Origin of the sequence: Pseudomonas sp. LAP_36 (assembly GCF_019456785.1) — a bacterium.
Lineage (GTDB): Bacteria > Pseudomonadota > Gammaproteobacteria > Pseudomonadales > Pseudomonadaceae > Aquipseudomonas > Aquipseudomonas tritici.
Genome location: NZ_JAHZMS010000005.1, coordinates 25,872 through 50,028, shown reverse-complemented (window position 1 = coordinate 50,028; position 24,157 = coordinate 25,872). Strand labels below are relative to the sequence as shown.

The following is a 24,157-nucleotide window of genomic DNA, read 5'->3' as shown; positions in this document are numbered from 1 at the left end:
ATGCAGACACCTCGGTCTATCAGGTAGGCCGAGGTGATGCTATCGCAGGCAAGCCAGCTCTCACACACGTCTGCTTTCACATTTGATCAGTGGTGTGGCTTAGATCGCGGCCAGGGTTTCTTTCACCGCCCGCGCCTGCGGCTCAGCTGTCTTCGCCGCTACCTGCTGCTCTTGTTGCTGCTTCAAACGCTCAGCCACTTGCTTGGAAATAGCGTCCTGCTTTTCCTGCGACATGTTCTGCACATCCGCCTCGGTCAAACCCTGTTCCTTGAGCAATTGCTCACGGATACGCTCGGCCGGCGTCTTGCTCATGTAGTCGGTAAAATCCGCCCGCGCGCCGGAGGTAGCGCTGGTCGCGGGCACATCGGAGGCCGACGCGGAGGTCTGCAGTTGCACGCGGGTCTTGGCGAAGGCTTCGTCGATACGGTCGGTGGCCTTGTCCAGTTCCTTTTGCGCGGCCGGCACGGTCACGCTTTGCTGCGCCGCCTGCAGGGCACCGCTGTACAGCGCGCTGGCAGCGGCGTTGGCAGGGTCCCTATCAGGCCGTTTGATCTGTTGAACGGTCGACACGGCTTGGGTGTTGTTGTTAACCAGCATGATCGGTCACCTGTGGAATGTTCGGTGCCACAGGTGGAGCAAATAGCGTGCCGGGTGCGAAGCGCCCGGTTTTGTTGGGGATGACGTGGCCGCCGCGGCAAGCATTGTCCCGCAGGCGGCCAACTGTTGCCGTCAATGGGCGATATTTTCCAATGCCAAATTACGCGTACGCGGCCCGAACCAACTGATGGTGATCATCACGATCAACATGCTGCTGGCAATAAACGCCAACACCCCTGGCGTGCCCAGGTGTTCAAGGATAAAACCGATCAACAGGCTGCTGAACACCGTGGACAAGCGGCTGAACGAATAACAGAACCCCACCGCCCGCGCGCGGATGTTGGTGGGGAACAGCTCGCTCTGGTACGAGTGATAGCTGAAGCTGAGCCAGGCATTGCAGAACGTGATCATCACCCCGCAGATCACCAGCCCCACCGCCGTGGTCTGCAGCGCGAACAGGCTGCCGAAGATCACCGCGCCCATGGCTGAGCCGACGATCTGCCATTTGTTTTCAAAGCGGTTGGCCACTTTCACAAACAGCAACGGCCCCAGCGGGTAGGCGAGGGTGATGATAAAGGCGTAGAGCAAGCTGTGGGTCACGCTGACGCCCTGGCCCGAAAGCAGCGCCGGCAACCAATTGCCAAAGCCGAAAAAGCCGATGGCCTGAAACACATGAAACACAATCAGCATCAACGCGCGGCGACGGTACGGCGGTTGCCAGATATCGGCAAAACGGCCACTGCCCTGCACGCTGACGGCTTCCGGCTCAGGCTCGTCCAGTGGTTTGCCGTGATCTTTCTGACAGCGCGCCTCAAGGTTGTCCATGATCGCACCGGCTTCTTCGAAGCGGCCCTTTTGCGCAAGCCAGCGCGGCGACTCCGGCAGGCGTTTGCGCAGTTGCCAGATAAACAACGCAAATACCGCGCTCGACAGTACCACCCAGCGCCAGCCGGACACGCCGAACGGCGCTTGCGGCACCAGCCACCACGACATCAATGCCACGGCTGGCACTGACAGAAATTGGATAAAGAACGCGAAGGCAAACGCCGAGCTGCGCATGCGCTTGGGCACCAGTTCCGAGAGGTAGGCGTCGATGGTCACCAGCTCAATGCCCAGGCCAATCCCCACCAGAAAACGCATGCAGATGATGCCCACGGCGGAGGTCTGGATACCCATCAGCACGGTGGCGACGGTGTACCAGATCAACGCAAAGGTGAAGATCGCCCGCCGACCATAGCGGTCGGCGATGGGGCTGAGCAGGCTGGCGCCGAGGAACAGGCCAAGGAAGGTTGCCGAGGCGAACGCGGCCTGGTCGGAGAAGCCGAATACGCCCGCGCTGCCGGTATGGAAAATCCCGTCGCTGATCAAGCCGGGGCTGATATAGGCGGTCTGGAACAGGTCATACAGCTCGAAAAAGCCACCAATCGACAGCAGCGCCACCAGGCGCCAGACCGTCGCAACGGCGGGCAGGCGGTCGATGCGCGCGCTGATATGAGCTGCACGGAGGGGGTCGATGCCGTCGGCGGCAGAGGCGGTGAGTGTGGACATGGGAGGCGATTCCAGGGGCAGTGACCTGGAATCTTAGCGGGCTAACGGAAATCGGTGCTTGTGAAGTTGAGCTTGTTTGGCCGCACATTCACCGATTTATTGCGCCAAAGCTCTATCTTTCAAGGTTTTATGGCGCAGAGCCTCAGTAGGTTATGGGTATTTCAAACGTCTGGAAGGCATCGTCCACCGGTTGGTAACCCAGCACGCGTGTGGTTTCGCTCAGGTCCAGGCGCTTGAAGCGGTTATTGGATATGCCATGGGCGATCAGGTGCTTCACGCCTTCAGCCTCCACCGAGCGCTGCAGCAACTGCACCGCATCACGCGGGCTGAGCCAGGCGCTGAGGTCGCGGGCGTTGTTCAGGTCGTGGGTTTCGGGAAATTCAAAGGCGCCGATGCGCAGGGCGATCGTCGAAAGTGGCGTTTTGGCTGCGTAGTAACCACACAGTGCTTCGCCATAGCATTTGCTCACGCCATACAGGTTGGCGGGCATCACCTGCATGCCAGGGGTGATCTGGCGGTCTACCGGATAGCCTTCGATGGTCTGGGCGCTGCTGGCGAACACCAGGCGTTTTACCCCGGCGGCCACGGCGGCTTCGAACAGGTAGGTGGTGGCGAGGATATTGTTGGGCAGCAATTCGTCGAATGACGCGCTGGCGTGCGGAATGCCTGACAGGTGCACGATTACGTCGATGCCGTCGAGCAGGGCGGCGAGGCTGGATGGGTCGCTGAGGTCGGCGTGCACAAAACGGTGCTCGCCCAGATCGACATCCGGCGCGATACGGTCTGTGAGGGTGAAACGGTAGCGGTCTTTCGAGGCCTCGAAAAACGTCTTGCCGATTCTGCCGCAGGCGCCGGTGAGCAGTACGTTGAGTCCTTTCACGGTGGAATCCTTATTTTAGTTATGGCCGTCGAGGGCAAAAGTCTGGAAGCCTTTGTGCTGGCTCAGCCGCTGGTAGTACGCGCCAATAGCCGGGTAGGGCGGGCGTGCCATGGGCGTCATCTGCCAGCGGTGCACCGACAGCCCGATCAGGATGTCGGCGAGGGTGAATTCATCACCGGCCACGTAAGCGTTTGTGCGAACGAGCTGTTGCTCCAGAATGCCCATCTTGTCGTTCCAGACCTGCACAGCAGCGTCGATCTGCGCGGCGTCCAGACCATCCGGGTTATTACGCACCAAGGCCGTGAACGCATCGCCCCAGGCGCGGTTGAGTTCGATGGCTTGCCAGTCTATCCACTGCTCGACCCGGGCCCGCGGTGCAGGTTCGGCGGGCAGCAGGTCATGCCGTTGGTAGAGGTTCACGAGGTAGCGGCAGATGGTGTTGGATTCCCACAGCACGCCGTGGTCGTCGATCAGCACGGGGATCTGGGCGTTGGGGTTCAGGGCGAGGAATTCAGCAGACTGGGTAGGCTTGAAACCGATGCCCCAATCTTCGCGGGTGTAGTCGATGCCGAGTTCCTGGCAGGTCCACAGCACTTTGCGCACGTTGATGGAGGACGTACGGCCGAGGATTTTCAGTGAGTGTCCCATGGTGCTTCCCTTGCGATGGAGAGCAGCCAATTTAGCAGGGACATGCGGGTGGAGCGAGACCGTCGTAAGGCGCTGGCGTTAAGAGCTCTCTGGCAAGCGAAGGGCCCTTAGCGCGTCAAATGAATAAAAATACTTCTTCAAAGTGAAGGGCCAGTAAGTTTAACAACACCGTTTGTTATCTTCATTTCCGGTTCACCTTCCATGCCTGGCGCGTTGAAGCTAAAAGTCCCATCCAATAGCGAGTTGGCAAAATCAACACTTAATAGCGTGAAGGTTCCACTGTCCGCAAAGTAGCTCCATCCAAAGCCTGAGTAACGATGATAATAATAGGCAAACACTTCCTCGTCTCGCCCAATGTTGTAGGTTCCTGGGGAGATATTTTTGTTTAGGTAGATGAATAAAACTCGATCCTTTGATTTGTCGCTGCCAACGACTACAAATTGGGTATTGCTCGCGTCTTGAAGATCCACTGAGTCTGAGGTGAATGGGAGGGGTGTAACCGATGCATTGCAGCCGATCATACCTTTGGCGAATAGCGTTTTATTGGAGATGAGCGAGTACATGGCAAGACCCTTTTCAGTGAGAACCAAGTGTCAGGAAATATCCTTGAGGATGTACTTATAAGGCGCCCACCGGTGCTTGCCTACTGTCAAAGTTGACAGGTCAGAAGAGTACAACCTGCTGTGTTTTGGCTCAGAATGCACGCCGCAAAGCGCTTACGTGCTCTCGCGCACCTGCAACTCAAACCCCATATCCACCACCGGCTTGGCGATCTTGTTACCCGCCATGATCGTTAGCAAATGCTCCGCCGAGCGCCGGCCAATCGCTTCACGCGGCGTGCTGATGCTGCTCAGGCGCGGCACCATATAAGAAGAGGCGGGCAGATCGTTGAAACCCAGCACCGCGACGCGCTCCGGCACCTTGATGTCATGGCGCATGGCTTCCAGCAGCGCGCCTTGGGCCAAGTCGTCGTTGCCAAAGAAGATCGCATCCACATCCGGATGGGCGGCCAACAGCTGCAAAAACAGCTCGCCACCCAAGCCGACCGAAGAGGGCCGCGGTGTCAGCAATTCCAGCGCCGGGTCATACAGGCCGGCCTGTTGCAGCGCCCGGCGGAAACCTTCGCCACGCAGCAAAGTGCGTTGGTCCAGTTGCGCACCGATGTACGCCAAGCGTTTGTACCCACGGGACAGCAAATGCGCTGCCGCCGTTTCACCCGCCGCCAGTTGCGAGAAACCCACGCAGTTCACGCCGGCATTCGGGTCCAGGTCCATCATGTACACGCAGGGCACGTTGCTGGCCTCGACCATCCGTCGGGCGCTTTCGGTGCGATCGAACCCGGTGAGCAGCAATCCACGTGGCTGGTAGGCCATGTAGTTGCGCAGCAGGTTTTCTTCTTCGTCACGGGAATAGTGGAAGTTACCGATCAGTACTTCAAAACCATTGGGCCGCAGCACTTGGTGGATAGCTTCGAGGGTTTCGATGAACAGCAGGTTAGACAGCGACGGCACCAACACCACCACTGAATGGCTCTGGGCCGAGGCCAGCGCGCGGGCGGCGGGGTTGACCACGTAGTTGAGTTCGGCGGCGGCTTGCTGCACTTTTTCCACCAGCTCGGTGGCGACGGTGCTGATGCCACGCAGGGCGCGCGACGCGGTAATCGGGCTGACGCCGGCCAGGCGGGCGACTTCGTTAAGGGTCGGGCGACCCGTGGTGCGCAATTTTTTATCGTTCTTAGAGGTCATCAGGCGGCTTGCCAAACAAAAATCGAGGCACTAAGGTAGCGCTGTCTCCAAACGGCTGCAAATGCTTGAACGTTGGGTTGCCTGATCCCGTTCGAATGATTGGAGCGGATGCACGCGTCACTCCATAAAAAAAGACAAGAGGCGCGGGAAAAGCCTGTTTTTGCACTAGCCTTACAGCGTGCAAAGGTAGCGCTATCTGCGTCCTGAGGTGTTTCATGAGTCAACCTGTTACCGCCCTGGTTATCATGGGTGTTGCCGGCTGTGGCAAGACCAGCGTCAGCGAGGCCCTGTGCCGGCTGAACGGCGCCACCGCCATTGAAGGCGACAGCTTTCACCCCGCCGCGAATATCGAAAAGATGAGCGCCGGCCACCCCCTCGACGACGACGACCGCGCCGGATGGCTCGACATCCTGTGCGATGAACTGCGCCGTTCGCTCAAGGCCGGCGAACACCCGGTGCTCACCTGCTCCTCACTCAAGAAAAAATACCGCGACCACCTGCGCGAAGCCGCGCCGGGCCTGGGGTTTGTCTTTTTGGAGCTGACCCGCGAAGTGGCCGCCGACCGCGTTTCCCATCGCCCCGGCCATTTCATGCCGGCCAGCCTCATAGACAGCCAGTTCGCCACCCTTGAATCGCCGATAGGCGAACCGCTGACCCTGGCCCTCAACGCCAGCGAAGACAGCATCGAGGAACTGGCCGAGCAGACCAACACTTGGTGGCTGCAACACGGCTTTGAACGAACCCGATAATTTTTTGCCGGAAAGATAGCGCTATCCCCGGCGAAAGATTCAACACCCGCTTTAATAACAACAACAAACAGGAGAGACCCCCCATGTTTGGCATGTCCCACGAGTCCTACCTGCTGCTAGACGCAGTGGTCACTATCATCGGGTTGATCGTTCTGATCACCAAGTTCAAGGTGCACCCGTTCATTGCACTGATCATCGCGGCCGGCTTCCTCGGCCTGACCTCGGGCATGCCCGTGGACAAGATCATTAAGGCGTTCCAGGACGGTTTCGGCGGGGTGCTCGGCTTTGTCGGCATCATCCTCGCGCTGGGCACCATGCTCGGCAAGATGATGGCCGAATCCGGCGGTGCCGATCAGATCGCCCAGACCCTGATCCGCGCCTTTGGCAAGGACAAGGTCCAGTGGGCCATGATGTTTGCCGCGTTCCTGGTGGGTATCCCGCTGTTCTTCGAGATCGGTTTTGTCTTGCTGATCCCGCTGGTATTCATCGTCGCGCGCCGCACCGGCGTGTCGCTGATCAAGATCGGCATCCCGCTGCTGGCCGGCCTGTCGGCGGTACACGGCCTGGTGCCACCGCACCCGGGCCCGCTGCTGGCTATCGGCGTGTTTGGCGCGGACATCGGCAAGACCATCCTGTACGGCCTGATCGTCGCACTGCCGACTGCCATCATCGCAGGCCCGATCTTCGGTACGTTTATCGCCAAGTACATCCCGGGCAACCCGTCCCAGGAACTGGTCGACCAACTGGCCCGCGAGACCGATAACAAGTCGTTGCCGAGCTTTGGCATCACCCTGGTCACTGTGCTGCTGCCGGTGTTCCTGATGCTGCTCAAAACCTTTGCCGACATCGCGTTTGCCGAAGGCAACGTGGTGCGCAACTGGATGGACATGATCGGTCACCCGATCACTGCGCTGCTGCTGGCGTTGCTGCTGTCGCTGTATACCTTCGGCCATCGCCAAGGCATTCACTCCAAGCAAATCCTCAAGCTGCTCGACGCCAGCCTTGCGCCGACCGCCGCGATCATTCTGATCATCGGTGCCGGTGGTGGCTTCAAGCAGATGCTGGTGACCAGCGGTGTGGGCGACGTGATTGGCCATATGGCGGTGAACGCGCAGATCAACCCGATCCTGCTGGCGTGGCTGGTGGCGGCGGTGATTCGCGTCGCGACGGGCTCGGCCACCGTGGCGACCATTACTGGCGCGGGCATTGTGGTGCCGGTAGTAGGCATGATTCCAGGGGTTAACCGTGAGCTGCTGGTGTTGGCGACAGGGGCGGGTTCGTTGATCCTGTCTCACGTCAACGATGCGGGGTTCTGGCTGGTTAAGCAGTACTTCAACATGACCGTGGCTGAGACGTTCAAGACGTGGACGGCGATGGAGACGATTCTGTCGATCGTGGCGTTGATCTTTATCATGCTGTTGTCGTTGGTGGTGTAAGCCGCACCACCGTTACCCCTGTGGTAACCCGATCAAATGTGGGAGCTGGCTTGCCTGCGATGCAGGCACCTCGGTGTAGCAAATACACCGAGGTGATGCTATCGCAGGCAAGCCAGCTCCCACATGTTTGACCGCATTTCTTCAGGGAGATTGGGTCAGGCCTTGGTGACCAGGCCATCCGCCCGGAACATCCCGCGAATCCCGCGCACGGCCTGGCGAATCCGGTCCTGGTTCTCGATCAGTGCAAAGCGCACATGATCATCCCCGTACTCGCCAAACCCAATCCCCGGCGACACACACACCTTGGCTTCCAGCAGCAACTTCTTGGCAAATTCCAGCGAACCCATGGCGGCATACTGCTCGGGGATTTTCGCCCAGACGTACATCGACGCCTTCGGATTTTCCACCATCCAACCCAGCTCATGCAGGCCCTTGACCAACACATTGCGGCGCTGGCGGTACTGCTCGGCAATGTCCTTCACGCATTGCTGATCGCCTTCCAGCGCCGCAATCGCCGCCACTTGCAGCGGGGTGAACGTGCCGTAGTCGTGGTAACTCTTGATCCGCGCCAGGGCGTTGACCAGTTCCGGGTTACCCACCATGAAACCGATGCGCCAGCCGGCCATGTTGTAGCTCTTGGACAGGGTGAAAAACTCCACCGCAATGTCCTTGGCGCCCGGTACCTGCATGATCGACGGGGCTTTCCAGCCGTCGTAGACGATGTCGGCGTAGGCCAGGTCGTGCACCACCAGCACGTCGTACTGCTTGGCCAGCGCAATCACGCGCTCGAAGAAATCCAACTCCACGCACTGTGCAGTGGGGTTGGACGGGAAGCCCAGGATCATCATCTTCGGTTTGGGGATCGAACCGCGAATCGCCCGTTCCAGTTCAGCGAAGAAGTCCACGCCAGGAATCAGCGGCACCGAGCGGACCTGGGCGCCGGCAATCACGGCACCGTAGATGTGGATCGGGTAGCTCGGGTTCGGCACCAAAACAGTGTCGCCCTGGTCCAGGGTGGCCAGCATCAAGTGCGCCAGGCCTTCCTTGGAACCGATGGTCACGATGGCCTCGGTTTCTGGGTCGATGTCCACTTCATAGCGGTCTTTGTACCAGCGCGAAATCGCCCGGCGCAGGCGCGGAATGCCTTTGGAGGTGGAGTAGCCGTGGGTGTCTTCACGCTGGGCGACGGTGACCATTTTCTCCACGATATGCGGTGGGGTCGGGCCGTCAGGGTTACCCATGCTCAAGTCGATGATGTCTTCGCCGCGCCGACGCGCAGCCATCTTCAGCTCGGCAGTGATATTGAACACGTAAGGGGGGAGTCGATCTATGCGCGCAAAGCGGCGCGGCAAACCTTGGTCAGCCATTGTTGCCTCGAGGGTACGTAAGCGCCCGGAACCGTCCGAGCGACGTCGGCCACTGCGGTGGCCTGCGGGGCAGACAATACGGTCGGTGATGGCCAGTTGTCCAGATGCGTAGGAAAATTTTCTGCATGGAGTCCAATACGGATATGCCCCTATACTCGATGCGGGTTTGTTCCCTCATAAGAAGGAGACTGTTCGTATGGATCAGCAGACAAAACAACCGTTAGAACCGCGCATGGAAGCGGGCAAGGCCCTGGTGATTGCCGGCGTACAAGGGCGTTATTCAAAGGCCACCGTGGGTGATATCCCCAAGCTTTGGGAGTTGTTCGATACCTGCATCAAGGACATCAAGCAGCGCGTTGGCGGGGTGACGTATGGCGTTTGCCATAACCCCCATCACGGCGAATTCGATTACATGGCCGGTGTTGAAGTCCCGAGCAAAGCCGAAGTGCCGGGCAACTTCGAGTCTATCGAAATTCCGCCGCTCAACTATGCCGTGTTCCCGCATTACGGGCCGGTGCAGGCGCTTGAGCAAACCTACGAGCGCATCATGTTCGAATGGCTGCCCCATTCGGGCTATAAGGTGATGGGCGCGGATTTCGAGCGGTATAGCGCGGATTTTGATGGGCGCAAAGGCACCGGGACGGTGGAGATCTGGTTGCCGGTTGGCGAAAGAGGCTGATGACCGCCTTGCAGGAGCCGGCTAGCCGGCTTCTGCGGGATATCAGTACAACGTATTTCTGACCCGCTCCGGCATCTCCCGGTCATACGCCTCGGCGTCGAACTGCCCATCATTGAGCCGTTTGTGAAACGCCCCCGCTGACGGCAACGCCGAGCGGTCCAACTGTTTCTCTGGGTTCCAGCAATCCGAGCGCACAAACGCCTTGGAACAGTGGAAATACGCGGCCTCCACCTGCACCAGTATCACCGACCGCGCCGGTTTGCCATTCACCGCAAAGCTCTCCAGCAGCGCAGGTTCGATGGAAATCTGCGCCCGGCCATTCACGCGCAAGGTCTCGCCAATCCCCGGGATGATGAACAGCAAGGCAATCCGCGGGTCCTGGATCAGGTTGCGCAAGGTATCCACGCGGTTGTTCCCCGGCCGATCCGGAATCGCCAGGGTGCGCTCATCCACAATCCGCACAAACCCAGGCACATCGCCGCGTGGCGAACCGTCGATGCCGTCCGGCCCGGACGAACTCACCACCACCAACGGCGACGCCCGCACCATGGCCTGGTAGTCCTCGTTGAGAAACGGGATTTCCTTGCGCACGGCGCGCTCGTGGGGGAGGCCGTAGAGGGTGTCGAGTTGTTCGAGGGTTGTCAGCATGCTTACCACCTCCTTACCGTTCAAAATACTAACGCCAACCGGCGCTCATACCCAATCCGCCCCTTGTACGCCTCCCCACTGTCCACCCAGCCTGCTGCCAGATACAGCCGCATCGCCGCCACATTGTCCGCGTCCACCGACAACTCCAAGCCCTTGATCTGTGGCCACGCTTGCAATGCCGCCGCCGGCAACGCCTGCAAACACGCCTTGCCGAATCCGCGCCCTTGCTGGTGCCGGTCCACCTGCAATGCATGCAGCGTCGCGCTGTGTTCATGCGCCCAATGGGGCAGGCAAGGTGGGCGTTTGAGCAACAGGAAGGCCACGGGCTGGTCGTCGGCTAGCAGGGCGAAGCCTTTGATCGCGTCGGGATTGGGATTGGCCAGCAGGCTGTTCAGCGCACAGTAGATATCACCGGAATACGCCAGTTGCTCGGGATGCACTTGCAGGGTGTCGAGCTGCTGTTTCTGTACAAGGCTCAGCGTCTCATAGGGGACGAGGCGGGTTTCCATGGGGGGGCGCATCCGAAATCCTACAAAGAGGCGGGGATTCTAGCGGGTTTGGCGTCTGTCGGGTCGACCGGAAACCTTGAGCGACGCGAACTATAGTGAGCCCCGTGCGCCCATTGAATCTCTGAACACAACAATACGGCGCCTGGTGTTTACCGATGCGTTTACGCCGGGCTGGATCCCGTCGGGTAAGCCGTTCATGACCGCTGAAGTGACCCTGCAAGAGGTCGACGGCAACAAGACCCTCTACACCGCCCGCGCCATGCACTGGAGCGCTGAAGATAAAAAAGCCCCTGAGGCCATGGGGTTTCATGACGGCTGGGGCCAGAGCCTGGATCGGCTGGTGACGCTGGTCACCGAAGGCATGAGGGATTGAGCTAACGGTAGGCGCTCCCACATTTGATCTTCATTGTCTGGTCGGGATCACTCGAGCATCTTGCCCAACAACCAACTCCCCGCCGGCCCCGGCGGGTGCTGCCGCGACCACAACGCGTCCACCGCCACCGAGCGCGGCCAACTGCGTGCTTTGAGCTCCACCAATTGGCCGCCATCAAAACGCTCCACCAGCCAGCGCGGCAGCGGTGCCCAGCCGAAGCCCAGTTGCGCCATCTCCATCAACATCAAGTAACTCGGCGCCGACCACACGCGGCCGCTGGGGCGGGTTTCAGTCGGGTTGATGATGCTGGCCAGGCGCAGTTCGCGATGCTGCTGCAGCGTGTCGGCGGGGATGTTTTTCAGTTTGGCCAGTGGGTGCCTGGCCGCGACGAACAGTGAGATTTCCGTGCTTTCTGCTACCGGCGCGCCGGTGAGGTCAGGCGGGTAGTTATCCTGTTTTTCAATAAAAGCGAGGTGCGCACGGCCACTTTGCACCAAGGCCATCAAGTCCTCGCACTCAGCGATCAGGCATTCCAGTTCAAGGTCCGGGTAACGCTGCTCAAAGGCGCTGAGCGCGACCTCGAAGCGATCGGACTGGTAAGTATCGGACATGGCGATGGTCAGCTTCGGCTCCAACCCCTGGGCCAGTTGGCTCGCCGCCAGTTCCAAACGACTGCTGGCCTCCAGCACCTGCTCGGCGCGTTGCAGCAACACATGGCCGGCCGGGGTCAGTGTCGGCTTGCGGCTAGTGCGGTCAAACAGCACCACGTCCAAATCAATCTCCAGGCTCGCCACTGCCGCGCTGACGGTGGACTGGCTCTTGCCCAGCTTGCGCGCCGCTGCGGAAAACGAGCCTTGCGTAGCTGCCTGTACGAACGCCTGCAGCACTTCATGGGAGGCCATGACTATCGCCTTGATCGATGGTTATTGGTTATGAAGTATCGAGTCAAAGGGTAAACATGGCAACCCTCGTCACTCACAGAGCGCTGGTTATGAGCCCTACCAAGTCGGTTACTGAACGTGTTTGCCAAGCCATCGGTTTTGAGGGATTGGCATTGTTGATCTGCACCCCATTGCTGGCGTGGATCATGGACAAGCCCGCCCTGGAAATGGGCATGGTCACCCTGGCGATCAGCCTGATCGCGCTGACCTGGAACGTGATCTTCAACGGCCTGTTCGACCGCCTCAAAGCGCGCCTGCAACTGGCCAACACGCCGTGGACGCGGGTGTTGCATGCGTTGCTGTTTGAAGGCGGGCTGATTCTGGTGTGTGTGCCGCTGATCGCGGCGTGGCTGAACATCAGCCTGATCCAGGCGTTCATCCTCGACATAGGTGTACTGCTGTTTTTCCTGCCGTACACCTATGTGTATCACTGGGGCTATGACGTGCTGCGCGAGAAGCTCCTGGGGCTTAAAGAAACATCCCCCCCGAAGCCTCAATGCGCTGACCGGTGATCCAGTTGCTGCCGTCGGCCAGCAAACTCGAAATCGCCCCGCCGATGTCGTCCGGCAAGCCGGCTCGGCCCAGGGCGGTGTTGTTGGCGACCATGGTATTGAGGGCAGCGTTATCGCGCACGGCGCCACCACCGAAGTCGGTTTCAATGGCACCAGGTGCGATGATGTTGACGGTGATACCACGAACGCCCAACTCTTTGGCCTGGTAGCGCGTGAGCACTTCCATCGCACCTTTCATCGACGCGTACGCTGAATAGCCCGGCAGGCTGAACCGCGCCAGGCCGCTGGAGATGTTGAGGATGCGGCCACCGTCGCGGATCAGCGGCAGCAGTTTTTGCGTAAGAAAGAACGGCCCCTTGAAGTGGATAGCCACCAATTGGTCGAACTGCGCTTCAGTGGTGTCGGCAAAGCTGGCGTGGGCGCCGATGCCGGCGTTGTTGACCAGAAAGTTGAAGTGATCCTGTGCGAAAACCGCCTTGAGCACATCGCCGACGCTGCCAACAAACTCATTGAAGCTCGCACTTTGGCTGACATCCAGTTGCAGCATCGCCGCGCGGCCACCCAATTGTTCGATCTGCGCGACCACGGCCTGCGCCTCGTCGGCCTTGCTGTGGTAAGTGCCGATGATATCGACGCCTTGCGCCGCCAGGTGCAGTGCGGCGCTTTTGCCCAGGCCACGGCTGGCGCCGGTGATCAATGCGATTTTACGGGTCATGGTGAAGTCCTCTGAAGTAGTGGTGAGACTGAGTGTATTTGTCCGGTCATAACGTGATAAACAGGGTTAAACCGGAATCACTGGCCGGATAGAGCGAACAATCTCATGAACAAACTTGAGCTGCTGCGCACCTTCGTGCGCGTCACCGAACTGTCGAGTTTTACCCAGGCAGGCGAGAGCCTGGGCCTGCCGCGTTCAACCGTTTCCGAGCATGTGCAGGCGCTGGAGGAACTGCTCGGCGCTCGCCTGCTGCAACGCACCACGCGCAAGGTCCAGGCGACCCAGGACGGCCGCGTGTTGTATGAGCGCAGCAAGGATTTGTTGTCGCACATGGAGGAACTGGAAGGGCTGTTTCGCCAGGACGAAGCGCAGCTGAGCGGGCGTATTCGTGTGGACATGCCCAACGTGATGGCGCGGGAATTGATCCTGCCGCAACTGCCGGCATTCATGGACGCACACCCGCTGATCGAGCTGGAAATCAGCACCACCGACCGTCAGGTCGACCTGCTCGCGGAAGGCTTTGATTGCGTGCTGCGCGTCGGCGCACAACCGGACCAGACCGTAGTGGCACGCTTGCTGTGCAACCTGCCGATGATCAACTGCGCGAGCGCGGCGTACTTGCAACGTTACGGCGTGCCCGAGACCCTGGCCGACCTCGCGCAGCATCAGTTGGTGCATTACGTGCGGCCGTTGGGCTCACGCTCGGCGGGCTTTGAATACGTGCAGGGCAACAAGGTGCAGCGCGTTCCCATGGCCGGGCGGGTGACAGTCAACAGCACCGATGCGTACAGGGCGGCGTGCCTCGGCGGCTTCGGCATTACCCAGGTACCGGCGCTGGGCATTCGTGACCTGCTGGAAAGCGGTGAGTTGGTGGCGCTATTGCCGGACTACCCGGCACCCCCGCTGGATGTCTCGCTGCTTTACGCCGGCCAGCGACATTTGCCGCAGCGTGTACGGGTATTCATGGACTGGCTTGCCGCCACCTTGCAAGCCCGGCTTTAGCGTCGTGCCGACAACTGCTGCGGCGCCAGGAACGCGTCGTGGAAGTAATCGCGCACCGCCTGCATCGCCGGGGTAAACGCACGCTCACGGTGCCAGGCCAGGCCGACGCTCATGGGCGTTACCGGGTCGGTGACGGTCAGGGTTTCGATGCGTTTGCCTTCCAGTGACCAAGGCCTGTGCACCAAATCTGACAGGATCGCCACACCGCTGCCATTGGCAACCATGCTGCGCACCGCCTCCACCGAACTGGTGCGCAGCCGCACCCCTGGCGTTTGCCCGGCCTGTTCCCAGTAGCGCATGGCGCTGTGTTCGGCCTCGTCGACGGTGAGCAGGATGTAGGGTTCCTGGGCCACATCCGCCAAGCTCACGGCGCCGCGTTCGCACAGGGGGTGATGGCTGGGCAGCCACAGGCGACGTTCCGAATTGAACAGGATTTCCGAGACGATATCCGGGTGGGTGAGGTTGGCGGTGAGCACCACCGCCATGTCGAACTGGCCGTCGAGCAAACCTTGTTCGATGGCTTGGCGCTCCTGTTCAAAGACCTCGATGGTCACGTCCGGGTGCCAGTGTTCCATGCGCTGCAGGTGGTGGGGCAGGAAGTAGCCGAGCACCGTGTAGCTGGCCGCCAGGCGCAACACGCCACTGGCGCGGTAGTCGGGCAACGGGCTGTTCAACGCATCATCGACACTGCGCACAATCACATAGGCGCGGTTGAGAAAGTGCCGGCCGGCATCGGTCAGGTTCATGCCCTGGGCCGAGCGCACGAACAGTTGCACACCCAGCATGGCCTCCAATTCCTTGATCGCCGTGGTCACTGCCGATTGGGAGATATTCAGGTGAATCGCCGCCTGGGAAATCTGGCCAATCTCAGCCGTGGCGACGAAATAGCGGACTTGGCGCAAGGTCAGGGACATCTGCCTCTCCAAAACGTAGGGCTATCTGATTTTCAGAAGATGGGTCATCTGATAATAGATCTTCCCAAGGGGTCAAGCGGCAGCCTACTTTCCAATATCACCTTTTGGCGGAGCGACCCTGATGCAGGCAGTGGATTTCAACTCAGACATGGGCGAAGGCTTCGGCCCCTGGACCATTGGCGACGGCGTCGACGCGGAGCTGATGGCTTATATCAGCTCGGCCAATATCGCCACCGGCTTTCACGCCGGTGACCCCGGCACCATGCGCCGTACCGTCGAGCGTGCCAAGCAACTGGGCGTCGCTATCGGTGCGCACCCTGGCTTCCGTGATTTGGTCGGCTTCGGCCGGCGCCACATCAACGCGCCGGCCCAGGAGCTGGTGGACGACATGCTCTATCAGCTCGGCGCGCTGCGTGAAATCGCGCGCGCCCAGGGCATGACCCTGCAACACATCAAACCCCATGGCGCGCTGTACATGCACCTCGCCCGCGACGAAGAAGCCGCGCGGCTGCTGGTGCAAAACCTGCAAATCATCGAGCCGACATTGCTGCTGTACTGCATGCCCAACTCGGTGATCTGGCGCGTCGCCCAGGAACTCGGGCAGCCGGTGGTGCGCGAGTTTTATGCCGACCGTGAGTACGATCTGACGGGCTCCATCGTGTTTACGCGCAATGTGCGGGCGCTGGATCCGGCGACCGTGGCGGCGCGAGTCCTGCGTGCGTGTCAGACCGGTCTGGTGCGCACCGTAGAAGGCGAAGACTTGTTTATCGAATTCGATTCCATCTGCCTGCACAGCGACACGCCCGGCGCGCTTGAACTAGTGGAGGCGACCCGCGAAGCCCTGGACCAAGCGGGCATCACCGTCAAAACACCCCAATAAGATCGAAACATCATTTTTTTTCGCCTGCCTTTCTACAATGATTCCAAGAGGAACAGACATGGCTGAAACGTCCCCCATCCGCTACAGCTTCGGCGGTGATGAACACCTGTTTGCCGAGGTCAGCGAGAGTATGTCGCTGGAGGCCTTTTTCAAAGGCATGGCCGTGACGCGTGCGGTGGAGCGCCTGGCGCTGGAGGGCGTGCTGGACGTGTGCCTGGCCAACGCATCGTTCCAGATTCGCTTCGACCCCGACCGCATCGCGCCCCATGTATTGCTCGATGCGGTGCAGACCGCCGAAGCCCAGGCCGTGGCCGAACGCACCCTGCATACGCGCATCATTGAAATTCCGGTGCTCTACAACGACCCCTGGACCCATGAAACCCTGATGCGCTTTCGCGACCGCCACCAAGACCCCAGCGGCACCGACCTTGAGTACGCGGCGCGTATCAATGGCCTGGCCGATGTGGATGCGTTTATCGCCGCCCACAGTGGCGCGCCGTGGTTTGTGTCGATGGTCGGCTTTGTCGCGGGCTTGCCGTTCATGTTCCAGATGGTCGAGCGCGAGCGTCAATTGCAGGTGCCCAAGTACCTGCGGCCGCGCACCGACACACCCAAATTGACCCTCGGCCATGGTGGCTGTTTCGGCTGCATCTACTCGGTACGCGGCGCAGGTGGCTACCAGATGTTCGGCGTGACCCCGGCGCCGATCTACGACCCGGCGCAGCAATTGGCGTACCTCAAGGAACACATGGTGTTCTTCCGTCCCGGCGATATCGTGCAGTTCAAACCGATGGACCGTGACGCCTACGACCTGGCGGTGGCCGAAGTGGACGCAGGACATTTCGACCTGCGCATCCGCCCGGTGGAATTTTCCCTCGACGCCTTTCTCGCCGACCCCATGGGTTATCCGAAATCCCTGCAGGAGGCGCTGGCATGATCAAGGTGCTCAAACCCGGCCTCGCCACCTCCGTGCAGGACCTTGGCCGCGAAGGTTATTACCACTTGGGCATCCCGCCGTCGGGTGCGTTGGACCAATATGCATTGAGCGCAGCCAATCACCTGGTGGGCAATCCGGTCGGCGCGGCGGGGTTGGAATGCACGCTGATAGGCCCCGAACTGGCGTTTCAACAGGACGCGTTGGTGGCACTCAGCGGTGCCTTGATGTCGCCGCGCCTGGACGGTGAAGTCGTGCACCAGGACACCGCGTTCCAGGTGCGCGCCGGGCAGGTTTTACGCTTTGAATTTCCCAAGGCCGGCGCGCGGACGTATCTCGCGGTGGCCGGTGGTATTGACGTGCCGTTGGTGCTCGGCAGTCGTTCGACTTACACCCTCGGCGCACTCGGCGGGTTTCACGGTCGGCGCTTGCAGGAAGGCGACGAATTGCCCATCGGTGACGCCAGTGGTACGGGCCGTGCGGGCGACAGTTTACCGATGGCGTTGCGCCGTTCGGTGGGCGGTGATGTGACCCTGCGCGTGGTGCCGGGGCTGTATTACGAGCGGCTGACAGATGCGGCCAAAAACAGCTTTTTTGCCGAGCCCTGGACAGTGGGTTCCGAAGCCGACCGCATCGGCTATCGCTTCAAAGGCGGCAGTGCGCTGAGCTTTCAGCCACGGGAGCAGCCGTTTGGCGCGGGCTCCGATCCTTCTAATATCGTCGACAGTTGCTACCCGATCGGCTCGATCCAGGTGCCGGCCGGGTTGGAGCCGATCGTGTTGCATCGGGACGCGGTGTCGGGCGGTGGGTACGCGATGATTGGCACGGTGATCAGTGCCGATCTGGACTTGATCGGGCAGATGCAGCCGAACCAGCGGGCGGGGTTTGTGGCGGTGACGCTGGAGGAAGCACTGGAGGCGCGGCGGGTGTACAAGAAACGCGTCAAAGCGATGACTGGACTCTTCAACAACTGAATACCTGCAAAACCACTGTGGGAGCTGGCTTGCCTGCGATGGCGATCTTTCAGTCAACAAATGTGTTGAATGTTAATCCGCTATCGCAGGCAAGCCAGCTCCCACATTTTTGCTCTGAGTTGTGTCAGAAGAGTTTGGTGAACAGCCAGTAGAGGCTGCCCGAAAGAAGAATGGCCGCGGGCAATGTGAGCACCCACGCCATCAGCAAATTACGGATAGTGCGCATCTGCAACCCACCGCCATTCGCCACCATGGTCCCTGCCACACCCGACGACAGCACATGCGTGGTCGACACCGGCAACCCGTACATGTCCGCCGCGCCGATGGTCAGCATCGCCACCATCTCGGCCGAGGCGCCTTGAGCATACGTCAGGTGCGTCTTGCCGATCTTCTCGCCGACTGTCACCACGATGCGCTTCCAGCCCACCATGGTGCCCAGGCCCAGGGCGATGGCCACGGCGATTTTCACCCACAGCGGAATGAAGCGTGTGGAACTGTCGATCTGTTGCTTGAACAGTTGCAGCTTGCCCTGGGTGTCGGCGTCGAAATTGCCGACCTTGCCCTTGTCCATCAGGCGAATGGTTTCGCTGGTCAGGTACATGTCGTTACGTACGTTGCCGACGGCTTCGGCGGGCACTTTGGCCAGGGAACCGTAGCCTTTGACTTCATCCCCGATCTGCCCGGCGAGCGCGGCGAGGGCGGGCACCAGTTCCGGCGTGGCTTCCTTGGTGCGCACGTAGGTCGAGAGGATCGGACGCGGGTCGCCTGTCAGCGCTTGCGGCGCGCTTTTTACCAGGGCGACCTGGGTGACTTCGGCCACGGCCGCGAACTGCAACGACTGCTCGGCGGGCATCGCCCGGTTCAGCGCGTAGGCCATCGGCAGCGTGCCGACCAGAATCAACATGATCAGGCCCATGCCTTTCTGCCCATCGTTGGAACCGTGAGCGAAGGAGACGCCGGTGCAGGTGGCGATCAGCATGCCGCGGATCCACCACGGCGGTGGCGTGTCGCCTTTCGGCGCCTTGTACAGCGCGCGGTTCTTGACGAAGGCGCGCAGGGCCAGCAACAGCATCGCCGCAAACGCAAAGCCGATCAGCGGCGAGAGCAGCAAGGCGTAACCGATCTTGATCGCCTGGCTCCAGTCCACACCGCTGGTGCCGTCACGCCCGTGCATCAAGGCATTCGCCACGCCAACGCCGATGATCGAGCCAATCAGCGTGTGGGAAGACGACGCCGGCAACCCCAGCCACCACGTGCCGAGGTTCCACAGGATGGCGGCGATCAACAGCGCGAAGATCATCGCAAAACCGGCTGATGAGCCCACCTGCAAAATCAGCTCGACCGGCAGCAGCGCAATGATGCCAAACGCCACCGCACCGCTGGAAAGCAGCACGCCGAGGAAGTTGAAAAAGCCCGACCACACCACCGCAAAATGGGGCGGCAGCGAGTTGGTGTAGATCACCGTCGCCACCGCGTTGGCGGTGTCGTGGAAGCCGTTGACGAACTCGAACCCCAGGGCAATCAACAGCGCTACGCCCAATAGCAGGAACGGTGTCCAGGTGGTGAGTTGCGCGCCCATTTCGTGCATGTCATGCATCAGGCTGTAGGCGGTAAACAACAGGCCCATGGCGAGTACGGCGAAGAAGATGATCACCGTCACCAGGCTGGGTTTCTTGTCCAGCCTGGGTTTGGGGTCTGCAACTGAGGTGTGGGTGGAGGCAGTCAAGGAAGGGGTGGCCATGCCGGAGCATCCAGTGTTGTGAGGATGCCGTTCATAGTCATTGCAGAATGTTACAGAGATGCTGCCGCAGGTCAGTGTTTAGGGAATTGGATTTGCCGCCGGTCCATAAAGCACCGCAGCTCCCACAGTTGATCTCATTTCAGCTTGAGAATTTGCGGAATGCCCAGCGTCCGGCGATTAACGTGAAGGTCGCCACCAACGCCACTAATATCCAAAACCCCTCCGGATCCTGTGAAAGCGGCACGCCCCCGACGTTCATCCCAAAAAAACCGGCGATGATATTGATCGGCAATGCCAGCACCGTCACCACGGTGAGAGTGAACAACGTGCGGTTGCTTTGCTCGTTGAGGTTGGCCGCGATCTCTTCCTGCAACAGCTTGATGCGTTCGCCCAGGGCCATCAGGTCGTTGATGATCAGCGCAAACTCCTCGGTGGACTTGCGCAATTCCTTCACGTCTTCCTTTTGCAGCCACTGCGGCGGGCGATTCAGCAGGCGCAGCAGCGAGCCCGGCTCCAGCGCCAGCAGGCGTTGCAGGCGCACCAGCACCCGGCGCGCGGCACCCAGTTCGGCGCGGTTGGTGGACAAGCGCGAGGACAGCAACTGGTCTTCGATATGGTCGACGCTGATGCTGGTCTTGCGCACGATCTGCGTCAGTACTTCACCCTGGTCGCGCAGCAGGTGCACCAGCAGGGCCAGCGGTGAGCGAAAGCGCTCACCGGCTTTCACCGATGAGCGCAACTTGTCCACCGAGTGCAGCGGTTGCAGGCGCGCACTGATCAACAGACGGCTGCGGGCGCAGACCCAGAGCGTGGAAATATCCGACGACACCATGCTGCTGAAGTTGAACACCACGTCGTTGACCACGGCCAGCAAGGCCGAGTCGACATGTTCGATACGCGTGGAGCGCGAACCTTCATGCAGGGCTTCGAAGAACTCTTCCGGCAGGTCCAGGTGTGCCTGCATCCAGCGTTCGCACGCCGCGTGGGCCAGGTTCAGGTGCAGCCACAAAAACTCTTCCGGGTCGGCCGGTTGCTGCAGGGCCTGAAGCGCCGTGGCCGAATCTATCTGCTCGCCCTTCTCACCGGGCCGAAAACGGAAACCGTAGAGCAAGCCAAACAGATCGGGATCCTGGTGGCTGTGATCAATGCTGTGGTTCATGGGGGCTCGCAGAGAAATGGCCTGTAGGACGTTTCACAGGTCGCGTGGGCGATCATTGCAAGGGGAAATGACAGTTTTGTGACGATTCTGGAATTATTTCGTTGCGGTGACATTTATTTGACCGTTTGTCAGCAACCGTTCAAGAAGCCTCTAGCTCGGCCGATTCAGGGCGTTATGAACCGCTGTGGATGGGCGGTGCTTTAACAACAAGGACGTTAGGCGTGCACGCACCAATTCCTTGTATCGAGGCTTTTCCCCGATGAATGTTTTGCGAACCTCCTTGAGAGCACAAATCCTGTCGCTGCTCGGTGGCAGCCTGTTGGCGATCTTGCTGATCGCCCTGGCGTGTTTCAACTTCCTGTCCAACGGGGTGCAGAGTTATCGCAGTTTGATTGATGGGCCGTTACTGACTTCACAGATGATTGACGAGGCCAACCTGCAATTCAAAGTGCAGGTGCAGGAATGGAAAAACGTCCTGCTACGCGGCAAGCAGCCTCAGGACATGGAGAAATATTGGGGCCAGTTCCAGGACCGCCAGCGCGATGTGCAAGGCATCCTCACGCGGCTGGTCACCCAGACCATCGGCGACCCGACCCTGAGCCGGCGTATCGAAACCCTGCGCCAGGAACACGTGCAACTCGGCGTGGCCTACCAGAAGGGCCGCGATGCCTACGTAGCCGCGGGCGGCGATGCAACCGCTGGCGACACGGCGGTCAAGGGCGTGGACCGCGCTGCCAGCGAGCAGATGAGTGCACTGGTCAACGACCTGCGTGCGCAAGGCAGCCAACAATCCAAAGCCATCAGCGCCTACGCTGAGCGCACCGTGTTGGTGGGCCTGGCGGTTATGTTGCTGTCCGGTGTGTTGATCGGTCTGTTCAGCCTGTGGTTGATCAACCGTAACCTGATCCTGCCGATCCGCAGCCTGATCGATTACGTGACGCAACTGAGCCACGGTCGCTTCGCCGAGCGCGTGGCCAGCCGTCGCCAGGATGAGCTGGGCCATCTGGCCGCAGCGGCGAATACCTTGCGCGATTTTCTTGCCGAAACGTTCAGCCGCCTGCAGCGCAGCGCCACCGACCTGGTCAGTTCCAGCGGCGAGTTGAATGCTATCGCCGGGCAGATGGCCAACGGTACCAGTGATCAATTCAACCGCACCGACCAGGTGGCCACGGCCATGACGGAAATGTCGGCCACCGCTCAGGAAGTTGCGCGCCACGCCGCCAGTGCTTCCCGTGCTGCTGATGAGGCGGATCATTCGGCCCGCGAAGGCGGTGAGGTGATGAAGGTCACCATCGCCACCATCGGCCAGATGCGCAACGAGATCCTCAACACCGGCACCATCATCCGCCGCTTGGAAACCGATAGCGTGCGCATCGGCAAGGTGCTGGAAGTGATACGCGGGATCGCCGAGCAGACCAATCTGCTGGCGCTCAACGCTGCGATCGAAGCCGCGCGCGCAGGCGAGGCCGGTCGTGGTTTCGCGGTGGTGGCCGATGAAGTGCGCAGCCTGGCGCAACGCACGGCGGCGTCGATCATCGAGATCAACGGCATTATCGAGGCCGTGCAAACCGGCGCGGTGGACGCGGCCGAAGCCATCCTGAGCGGCCAGTCGTGCAGTGATGACAGCGTGGAGAAGGTGACGCAAGCCGGCGCCATGCTGGCTCACATCACCCAGGCGGTGGAGGCGATCCGCGACATGAACCGCCAGATCGCCACGGCTGCCGAGGAGCAGACATCGGTGGCGGAGGATATCTCGCGCAACATCACGCAGATCACCACCGTGGCCACGGCCAACCTCGATAACGTCAAACGCACCGAAGCGGCAAGCCACAACCTGCGCGGGTTGTCGAGCGAGTTGAATGAGGTGACGGCGCGTTTGGGCGCCTGATCAAGCGGTCGGCAAGCTGAACGTGAACACGGTGCCGTGCTGTTCGGTGGTGGACACGCTCAGCTCACCGCCGTGGGCATCGGCAATTTGCTTGACGATGTACAACCCCAGGCCAAGCCCGGCCTGGGGCGCCTCCTTGACCGGCCGCGCATAGGGCTGGAACAACCGAGGCAGGGCCTGTGCACTGATCTGCCCGGGGTTTTTCACCGTCAGCGTGAAGTGCGACTGCTCGACCCTGGCCGTGACTTCAACGGGGCCATCGTGGCTGCCGTGGTGGATGGCGTTGGCGACCAGGTTGGAGAGCAGTTGCGCCAACCGTTCCCGGTCACCCTTGAACCCTCGAAGTTCGCCGATATTCGCCACAATCTCGCGTTGTGGGTGGACGCTCTGGACCTCTGACACCACATGTTGCAACGCGGCCTGTAAGCCCTGGCAATCGCCCATGCTTACCGGAATGCCGCTGCCCATACGTCCACGGGCGAAATCCAGCACGTCTTCCACCAGTTGCGCCGCACGCCGACCACTGGTGAGGATATGCCGCACGGTGCTGTCAGTGGCAGGGTCGGGGTGCTTGCGCAGCAGCCGTTCGGCGCCGAAATTGATCGCGAACAGTGGGTTGCGCAGATCATGCCCGAGCACCGCGATGAACTGCTCGCGTAATTCGGCGGTGCGACGTTCTTCCTGCAAGTCGGTTTCGGTTCGTTGCTGGCTCTCTTCGGCCTCGATTTGCAGCGACAGCACGCGAGCAAATGACTCCATGGTCGATTGGATGGTGCTGTTGCGCAGGCAGGCGGGGTTGGGGTCGAGCGCGCAAATGGTGCCGAAGAAGCGCCCATCGGTTCGAAACACGGGCACGGAAATATAGCTTTCAAATCGGTAGATCTGTGGGGTGTGGTGGTCGTGGTAGAGCGGGTCTTCGCTGGCTTTATCGATCACCACAGACACGTGGGAGCTGCGGATTTCGTGGCAGAGGGTGGTGGTCAGGTCCAGCTCGCCACCGACACCCAGGCCGAAACCCAGGGTGTCGAGCACCGCGCAGGCTGTCCAGGTGTTTTCCGTAACGCGGGCAACAGCGGCAAACCGCAGGCCGGTCATGTCACTGATGACCTTGAGCATGGCCGGCACGGCGCTGATGCGACCGATAGTGGCGATGTCGGCAGCTTTTTGCCCCATTGGCTGTCTCTGTTGGTGTGCGGTGGGCGTCATGCCTTGGCTGATGCACGGGATTCTAACGGCCTTGCAGTGTATGTAGGCAACTTCCTTCGTCGCCGGGATGAATTTCCTACAGCTTGCCGACGAGCGCGCACAAAAAAACCGC

Annotated in this window: 24 protein-coding genes and 2 pseudogenes; 11 read left to right on the top strand and 15 right to left on the bottom strand. The window is 60.6% G+C overall.

Going from position 1 to position 24,157, the window contains the following annotated elements; genetic code table 11:
• Nucleotides 1-99: 99 nt before the first annotated feature.
• The 6 genes from JBO08_RS17335 to JBO08_RS17310 form a co-directional block, all read right to left on the bottom strand.
• Nucleotides 100-597 carry a hypothetical protein gene (locus JBO08_RS17335; protein ID WP_220074362.1) on the bottom strand — a complete coding sequence of 166 codons (498 nt, stop codon included), beginning with the start codon at nt 595-597 and terminating at the stop codon, nt 100-102.
• Between the two features lie 132 nt (nt 598-729).
• The gene (locus tag JBO08_RS17330) at nt 730-2,145 is read right to left on the bottom strand and encodes an MFS transporter (RefSeq protein ID WP_065889889.1); all 1,416 of its coding nucleotides are present in this window, start codon (nt 2,143-2,145) and stop codon (nt 730-732) included.
• Nucleotides 2,146-2,287: 142 nt separating this feature from the next.
• A complete protein-coding gene (locus JBO08_RS17325) occupies nt 2,288-3,025 on the bottom strand; it encodes an NAD(P)-dependent oxidoreductase (protein WP_220074361.1) in 738 nt (245 codons plus the stop codon).
• Between the two features lie 15 nt (nt 3,026-3,040).
• Complete coding sequence (locus JBO08_RS17320) at nt 3,041-3,673, bottom strand: glutathione S-transferase family protein (RefSeq protein ID WP_065875375.1); 633 nt, start codon at nt 3,671-3,673, stop codon at nt 3,041-3,043.
• 137 nt (nt 3,674-3,810) lie between these two features.
• The gene (locus JBO08_RS17315) at nt 3,811-4,236 is read right to left on the bottom strand and encodes a DUF6252 family protein (protein ID WP_220074360.1); all 426 of its coding nucleotides are present in this window, start codon (nt 4,234-4,236) and stop codon (nt 3,811-3,813) included.
• A 153-nt stretch (nt 4,237-4,389) separates the two neighbouring features.
• The gene (locus JBO08_RS17310) at nt 4,390-5,421 is read right to left on the bottom strand and encodes a LacI family DNA-binding transcriptional regulator (protein WP_220074436.1); all 1,032 of its coding nucleotides are present in this window, start codon (nt 5,419-5,421) and stop codon (nt 4,390-4,392) included.
• Between the two features lie 212 nt (nt 5,422-5,633).
• Between JBO08_RS17310 and JBO08_RS17305 the strand changes: the two genes are divergently transcribed.
• Both JBO08_RS17305 and JBO08_RS17300 read left to right on the top strand, forming a co-directional pair.
• Complete coding sequence (locus tag JBO08_RS17305) at nt 5,634-6,167, top strand: gluconokinase (RefSeq protein WP_065875378.1); 534 nt, start codon at nt 5,634-5,636, stop codon at nt 6,165-6,167.
• A gap of 83 nt (nt 6,168-6,250) precedes the next feature.
• Nucleotides 6,251-7,603 carry a GntP family permease gene (locus JBO08_RS17300; protein WP_065875379.1) on the top strand — a complete coding sequence of 451 codons (1,353 nt, stop codon included), beginning with the start codon at nt 6,251-6,253 and terminating at the stop codon, nt 7,601-7,603.
• A gap of 155 nt (nt 7,604-7,758) precedes the next feature.
• On the opposite strand, the gene alaC is transcribed toward JBO08_RS17300, so the two are convergent.
• A complete protein-coding gene (gene alaC, locus JBO08_RS17295) occupies nt 7,759-8,970 on the bottom strand; it encodes an alanine transaminase (RefSeq protein WP_065875380.1) in 1,212 nt (403 codons plus the stop codon).
• Between the two features lie 196 nt (nt 8,971-9,166).
• Here alaC and JBO08_RS17290 point away from each other — a divergent pair, with 196 nt between their 5' ends.
• On the top strand, nt 9,167-9,649 hold the full coding sequence (locus tag JBO08_RS17290) for a GyrI-like domain-containing protein (protein ID WP_049711832.1): 483 nt from the start codon (nt 9,167-9,169) through the stop codon (nt 9,647-9,649).
• A gap of 42 nt (nt 9,650-9,691) precedes the next feature.
• On the opposite strand, the gene JBO08_RS17285 is transcribed toward JBO08_RS17290, so the two are convergent.
• The gene (locus tag JBO08_RS17285) at nt 9,692-10,297 is read right to left on the bottom strand and encodes a pyridoxamine 5'-phosphate oxidase family protein (protein WP_065875381.1); all 606 of its coding nucleotides are present in this window, start codon (nt 10,295-10,297) and stop codon (nt 9,692-9,694) included.
• A 20-nt stretch (nt 10,298-10,317) separates the two neighbouring features.
• Nucleotides 10,318-10,806: a GNAT family N-acetyltransferase gene (locus JBO08_RS17280; protein ID WP_065875419.1), complete on the bottom strand. Its 489-nt coding sequence runs from the start codon at nt 10,804-10,806 to the stop codon at nt 10,318-10,320.
• Nucleotides 10,807-10,942: 136 nt separating this feature from the next.
• On the opposite strand from JBO08_RS17280, the pseudogene JBO08_RS17275 reads away from it, so the two are divergent.
• A pseudogene (locus JBO08_RS17275) lies at nt 10,943-11,179 on the top strand (SRPBCC domain-containing protein); the annotation flags it as partial.
• A 47-nt stretch (nt 11,180-11,226) separates the two neighbouring features.
• Here JBO08_RS17275 and JBO08_RS17270 read toward each other — a convergent pair.
• Nucleotides 11,227-12,081 (bottom strand): LysR family transcriptional regulator, encoded by an 855-nt coding sequence (locus JBO08_RS17270; protein WP_065875382.1) that lies wholly within the window; start codon nt 12,079-12,081, stop codon nt 11,227-11,229.
• A gap of 89 nt (nt 12,082-12,170) precedes the next feature.
• Between JBO08_RS17270 and JBO08_RS17265 the strand changes: the two genes are divergently transcribed.
• Complete coding sequence (locus JBO08_RS17265) at nt 12,171-12,632, top strand: multidrug/biocide efflux PACE transporter (protein ID WP_065875383.1); 462 nt, start codon at nt 12,171-12,173, stop codon at nt 12,630-12,632.
• Here JBO08_RS17265 and JBO08_RS17260 read toward each other — a convergent pair.
• Nucleotides 12,589-13,347, bottom strand: coding sequence for an SDR family NAD(P)-dependent oxidoreductase (locus JBO08_RS17260; protein WP_065875384.1), 759 nt, complete (start codon nt 13,345-13,347; stop codon nt 12,589-12,591). The two genes, JBO08_RS17265 and JBO08_RS17260, sit on opposite strands and share 44 nt — an antisense overlap.
• A gap of 105 nt (nt 13,348-13,452) precedes the next feature.
• Between JBO08_RS17260 and JBO08_RS17255 the strand changes: the two genes are divergently transcribed.
• On the top strand, nt 13,453-14,349 hold the full coding sequence (locus JBO08_RS17255) for a LysR family transcriptional regulator (protein ID WP_065945867.1): 897 nt from the start codon (nt 13,453-13,455) through the stop codon (nt 14,347-14,349).
• Here the strand turns inward: JBO08_RS17255 and JBO08_RS17250 are convergent.
• Nucleotides 14,346-15,263 (bottom strand): LysR family transcriptional regulator, encoded by a 918-nt coding sequence (locus JBO08_RS17250; protein ID WP_065875386.1) that lies wholly within the window; start codon nt 15,261-15,263, stop codon nt 14,346-14,348. The genes JBO08_RS17255 and JBO08_RS17250 overlap by 4 nt on opposite strands.
• A gap of 121 nt (nt 15,264-15,384) precedes the next feature.
• Here JBO08_RS17250 and JBO08_RS17245 point away from each other — a divergent pair, with 121 nt between their 5' ends.
• The 3 genes from JBO08_RS17245 to JBO08_RS17235 are packed head-to-tail and all read left to right on the top strand — an operon-like array spanning nt 15,385 to nt 18,051.
• The gene (locus JBO08_RS17245; RefSeq protein WP_065875387.1) at nt 15,385-16,143 is read left to right on the top strand and encodes a 5-oxoprolinase subunit PxpA; all 759 of its coding nucleotides are present in this window, start codon (nt 15,385-15,387) and stop codon (nt 16,141-16,143) included.
• Nucleotides 16,144-16,201: 58 nt separating this feature from the next.
• A complete protein-coding gene (locus tag JBO08_RS17240; protein ID WP_065875388.1) occupies nt 16,202-17,080 on the top strand; it encodes an allophanate hydrolase subunit 1 in 879 nt (292 codons plus the stop codon).
• Nucleotides 17,077-18,051, top strand: a complete 975-nt coding sequence (locus tag JBO08_RS17235) for a biotin-dependent carboxyltransferase family protein (protein WP_065875389.1) — start codon at nt 17,077-17,079, stop codon at nt 18,049-18,051. Before JBO08_RS17240 ends, JBO08_RS17235 begins: the two co-directional genes overlap by 4 nt.
• Before the next feature lie 124 nt (nt 18,052-18,175).
• On the opposite strand, the gene JBO08_RS17230 is transcribed toward JBO08_RS17235, so the two are convergent.
• Nucleotides 18,176-19,792 carry an inorganic phosphate transporter gene (locus JBO08_RS17230; protein WP_065875390.1) on the bottom strand — a complete coding sequence of 539 codons (1,617 nt, stop codon included), beginning with the start codon at nt 19,790-19,792 and terminating at the stop codon, nt 18,176-18,178.
• A 139-nt stretch (nt 19,793-19,931) separates the two neighbouring features.
• Nucleotides 19,932-20,951, bottom strand: coding sequence for a transporter (locus JBO08_RS17225; RefSeq protein ID WP_065875391.1), 1,020 nt, complete (start codon nt 20,949-20,951; stop codon nt 19,932-19,934).
• A gap of 259 nt (nt 20,952-21,210) precedes the next feature.
• Here JBO08_RS17225 and JBO08_RS28470 point away from each other — a divergent pair.
• Together JBO08_RS28470 and JBO08_RS28465 are read left to right on the top strand one after the other, a co-directional pair.
• Nucleotides 21,211-21,906: pseudogene (locus JBO08_RS28470) on the top strand (methyl-accepting chemotaxis protein); the annotation flags it as partial.
• 165 nt (nt 21,907-22,071) lie between these two features.
• Nucleotides 22,072-22,839, top strand: coding sequence for a methyl-accepting chemotaxis protein (locus tag JBO08_RS28465; RefSeq protein WP_405045929.1), 768 nt, complete (start codon nt 22,072-22,074; stop codon nt 22,837-22,839).
• Here JBO08_RS28465 and JBO08_RS17215 read toward each other — a convergent pair whose 3' ends face one another.
• Nucleotides 22,840-24,012, bottom strand: a complete 1,173-nt coding sequence (locus JBO08_RS17215; RefSeq protein WP_065875393.1) for a GAF domain-containing sensor histidine kinase — start codon at nt 24,010-24,012, stop codon at nt 22,840-22,842.
• Nucleotides 24,013-24,157: the final 145 nt, after the last annotated feature.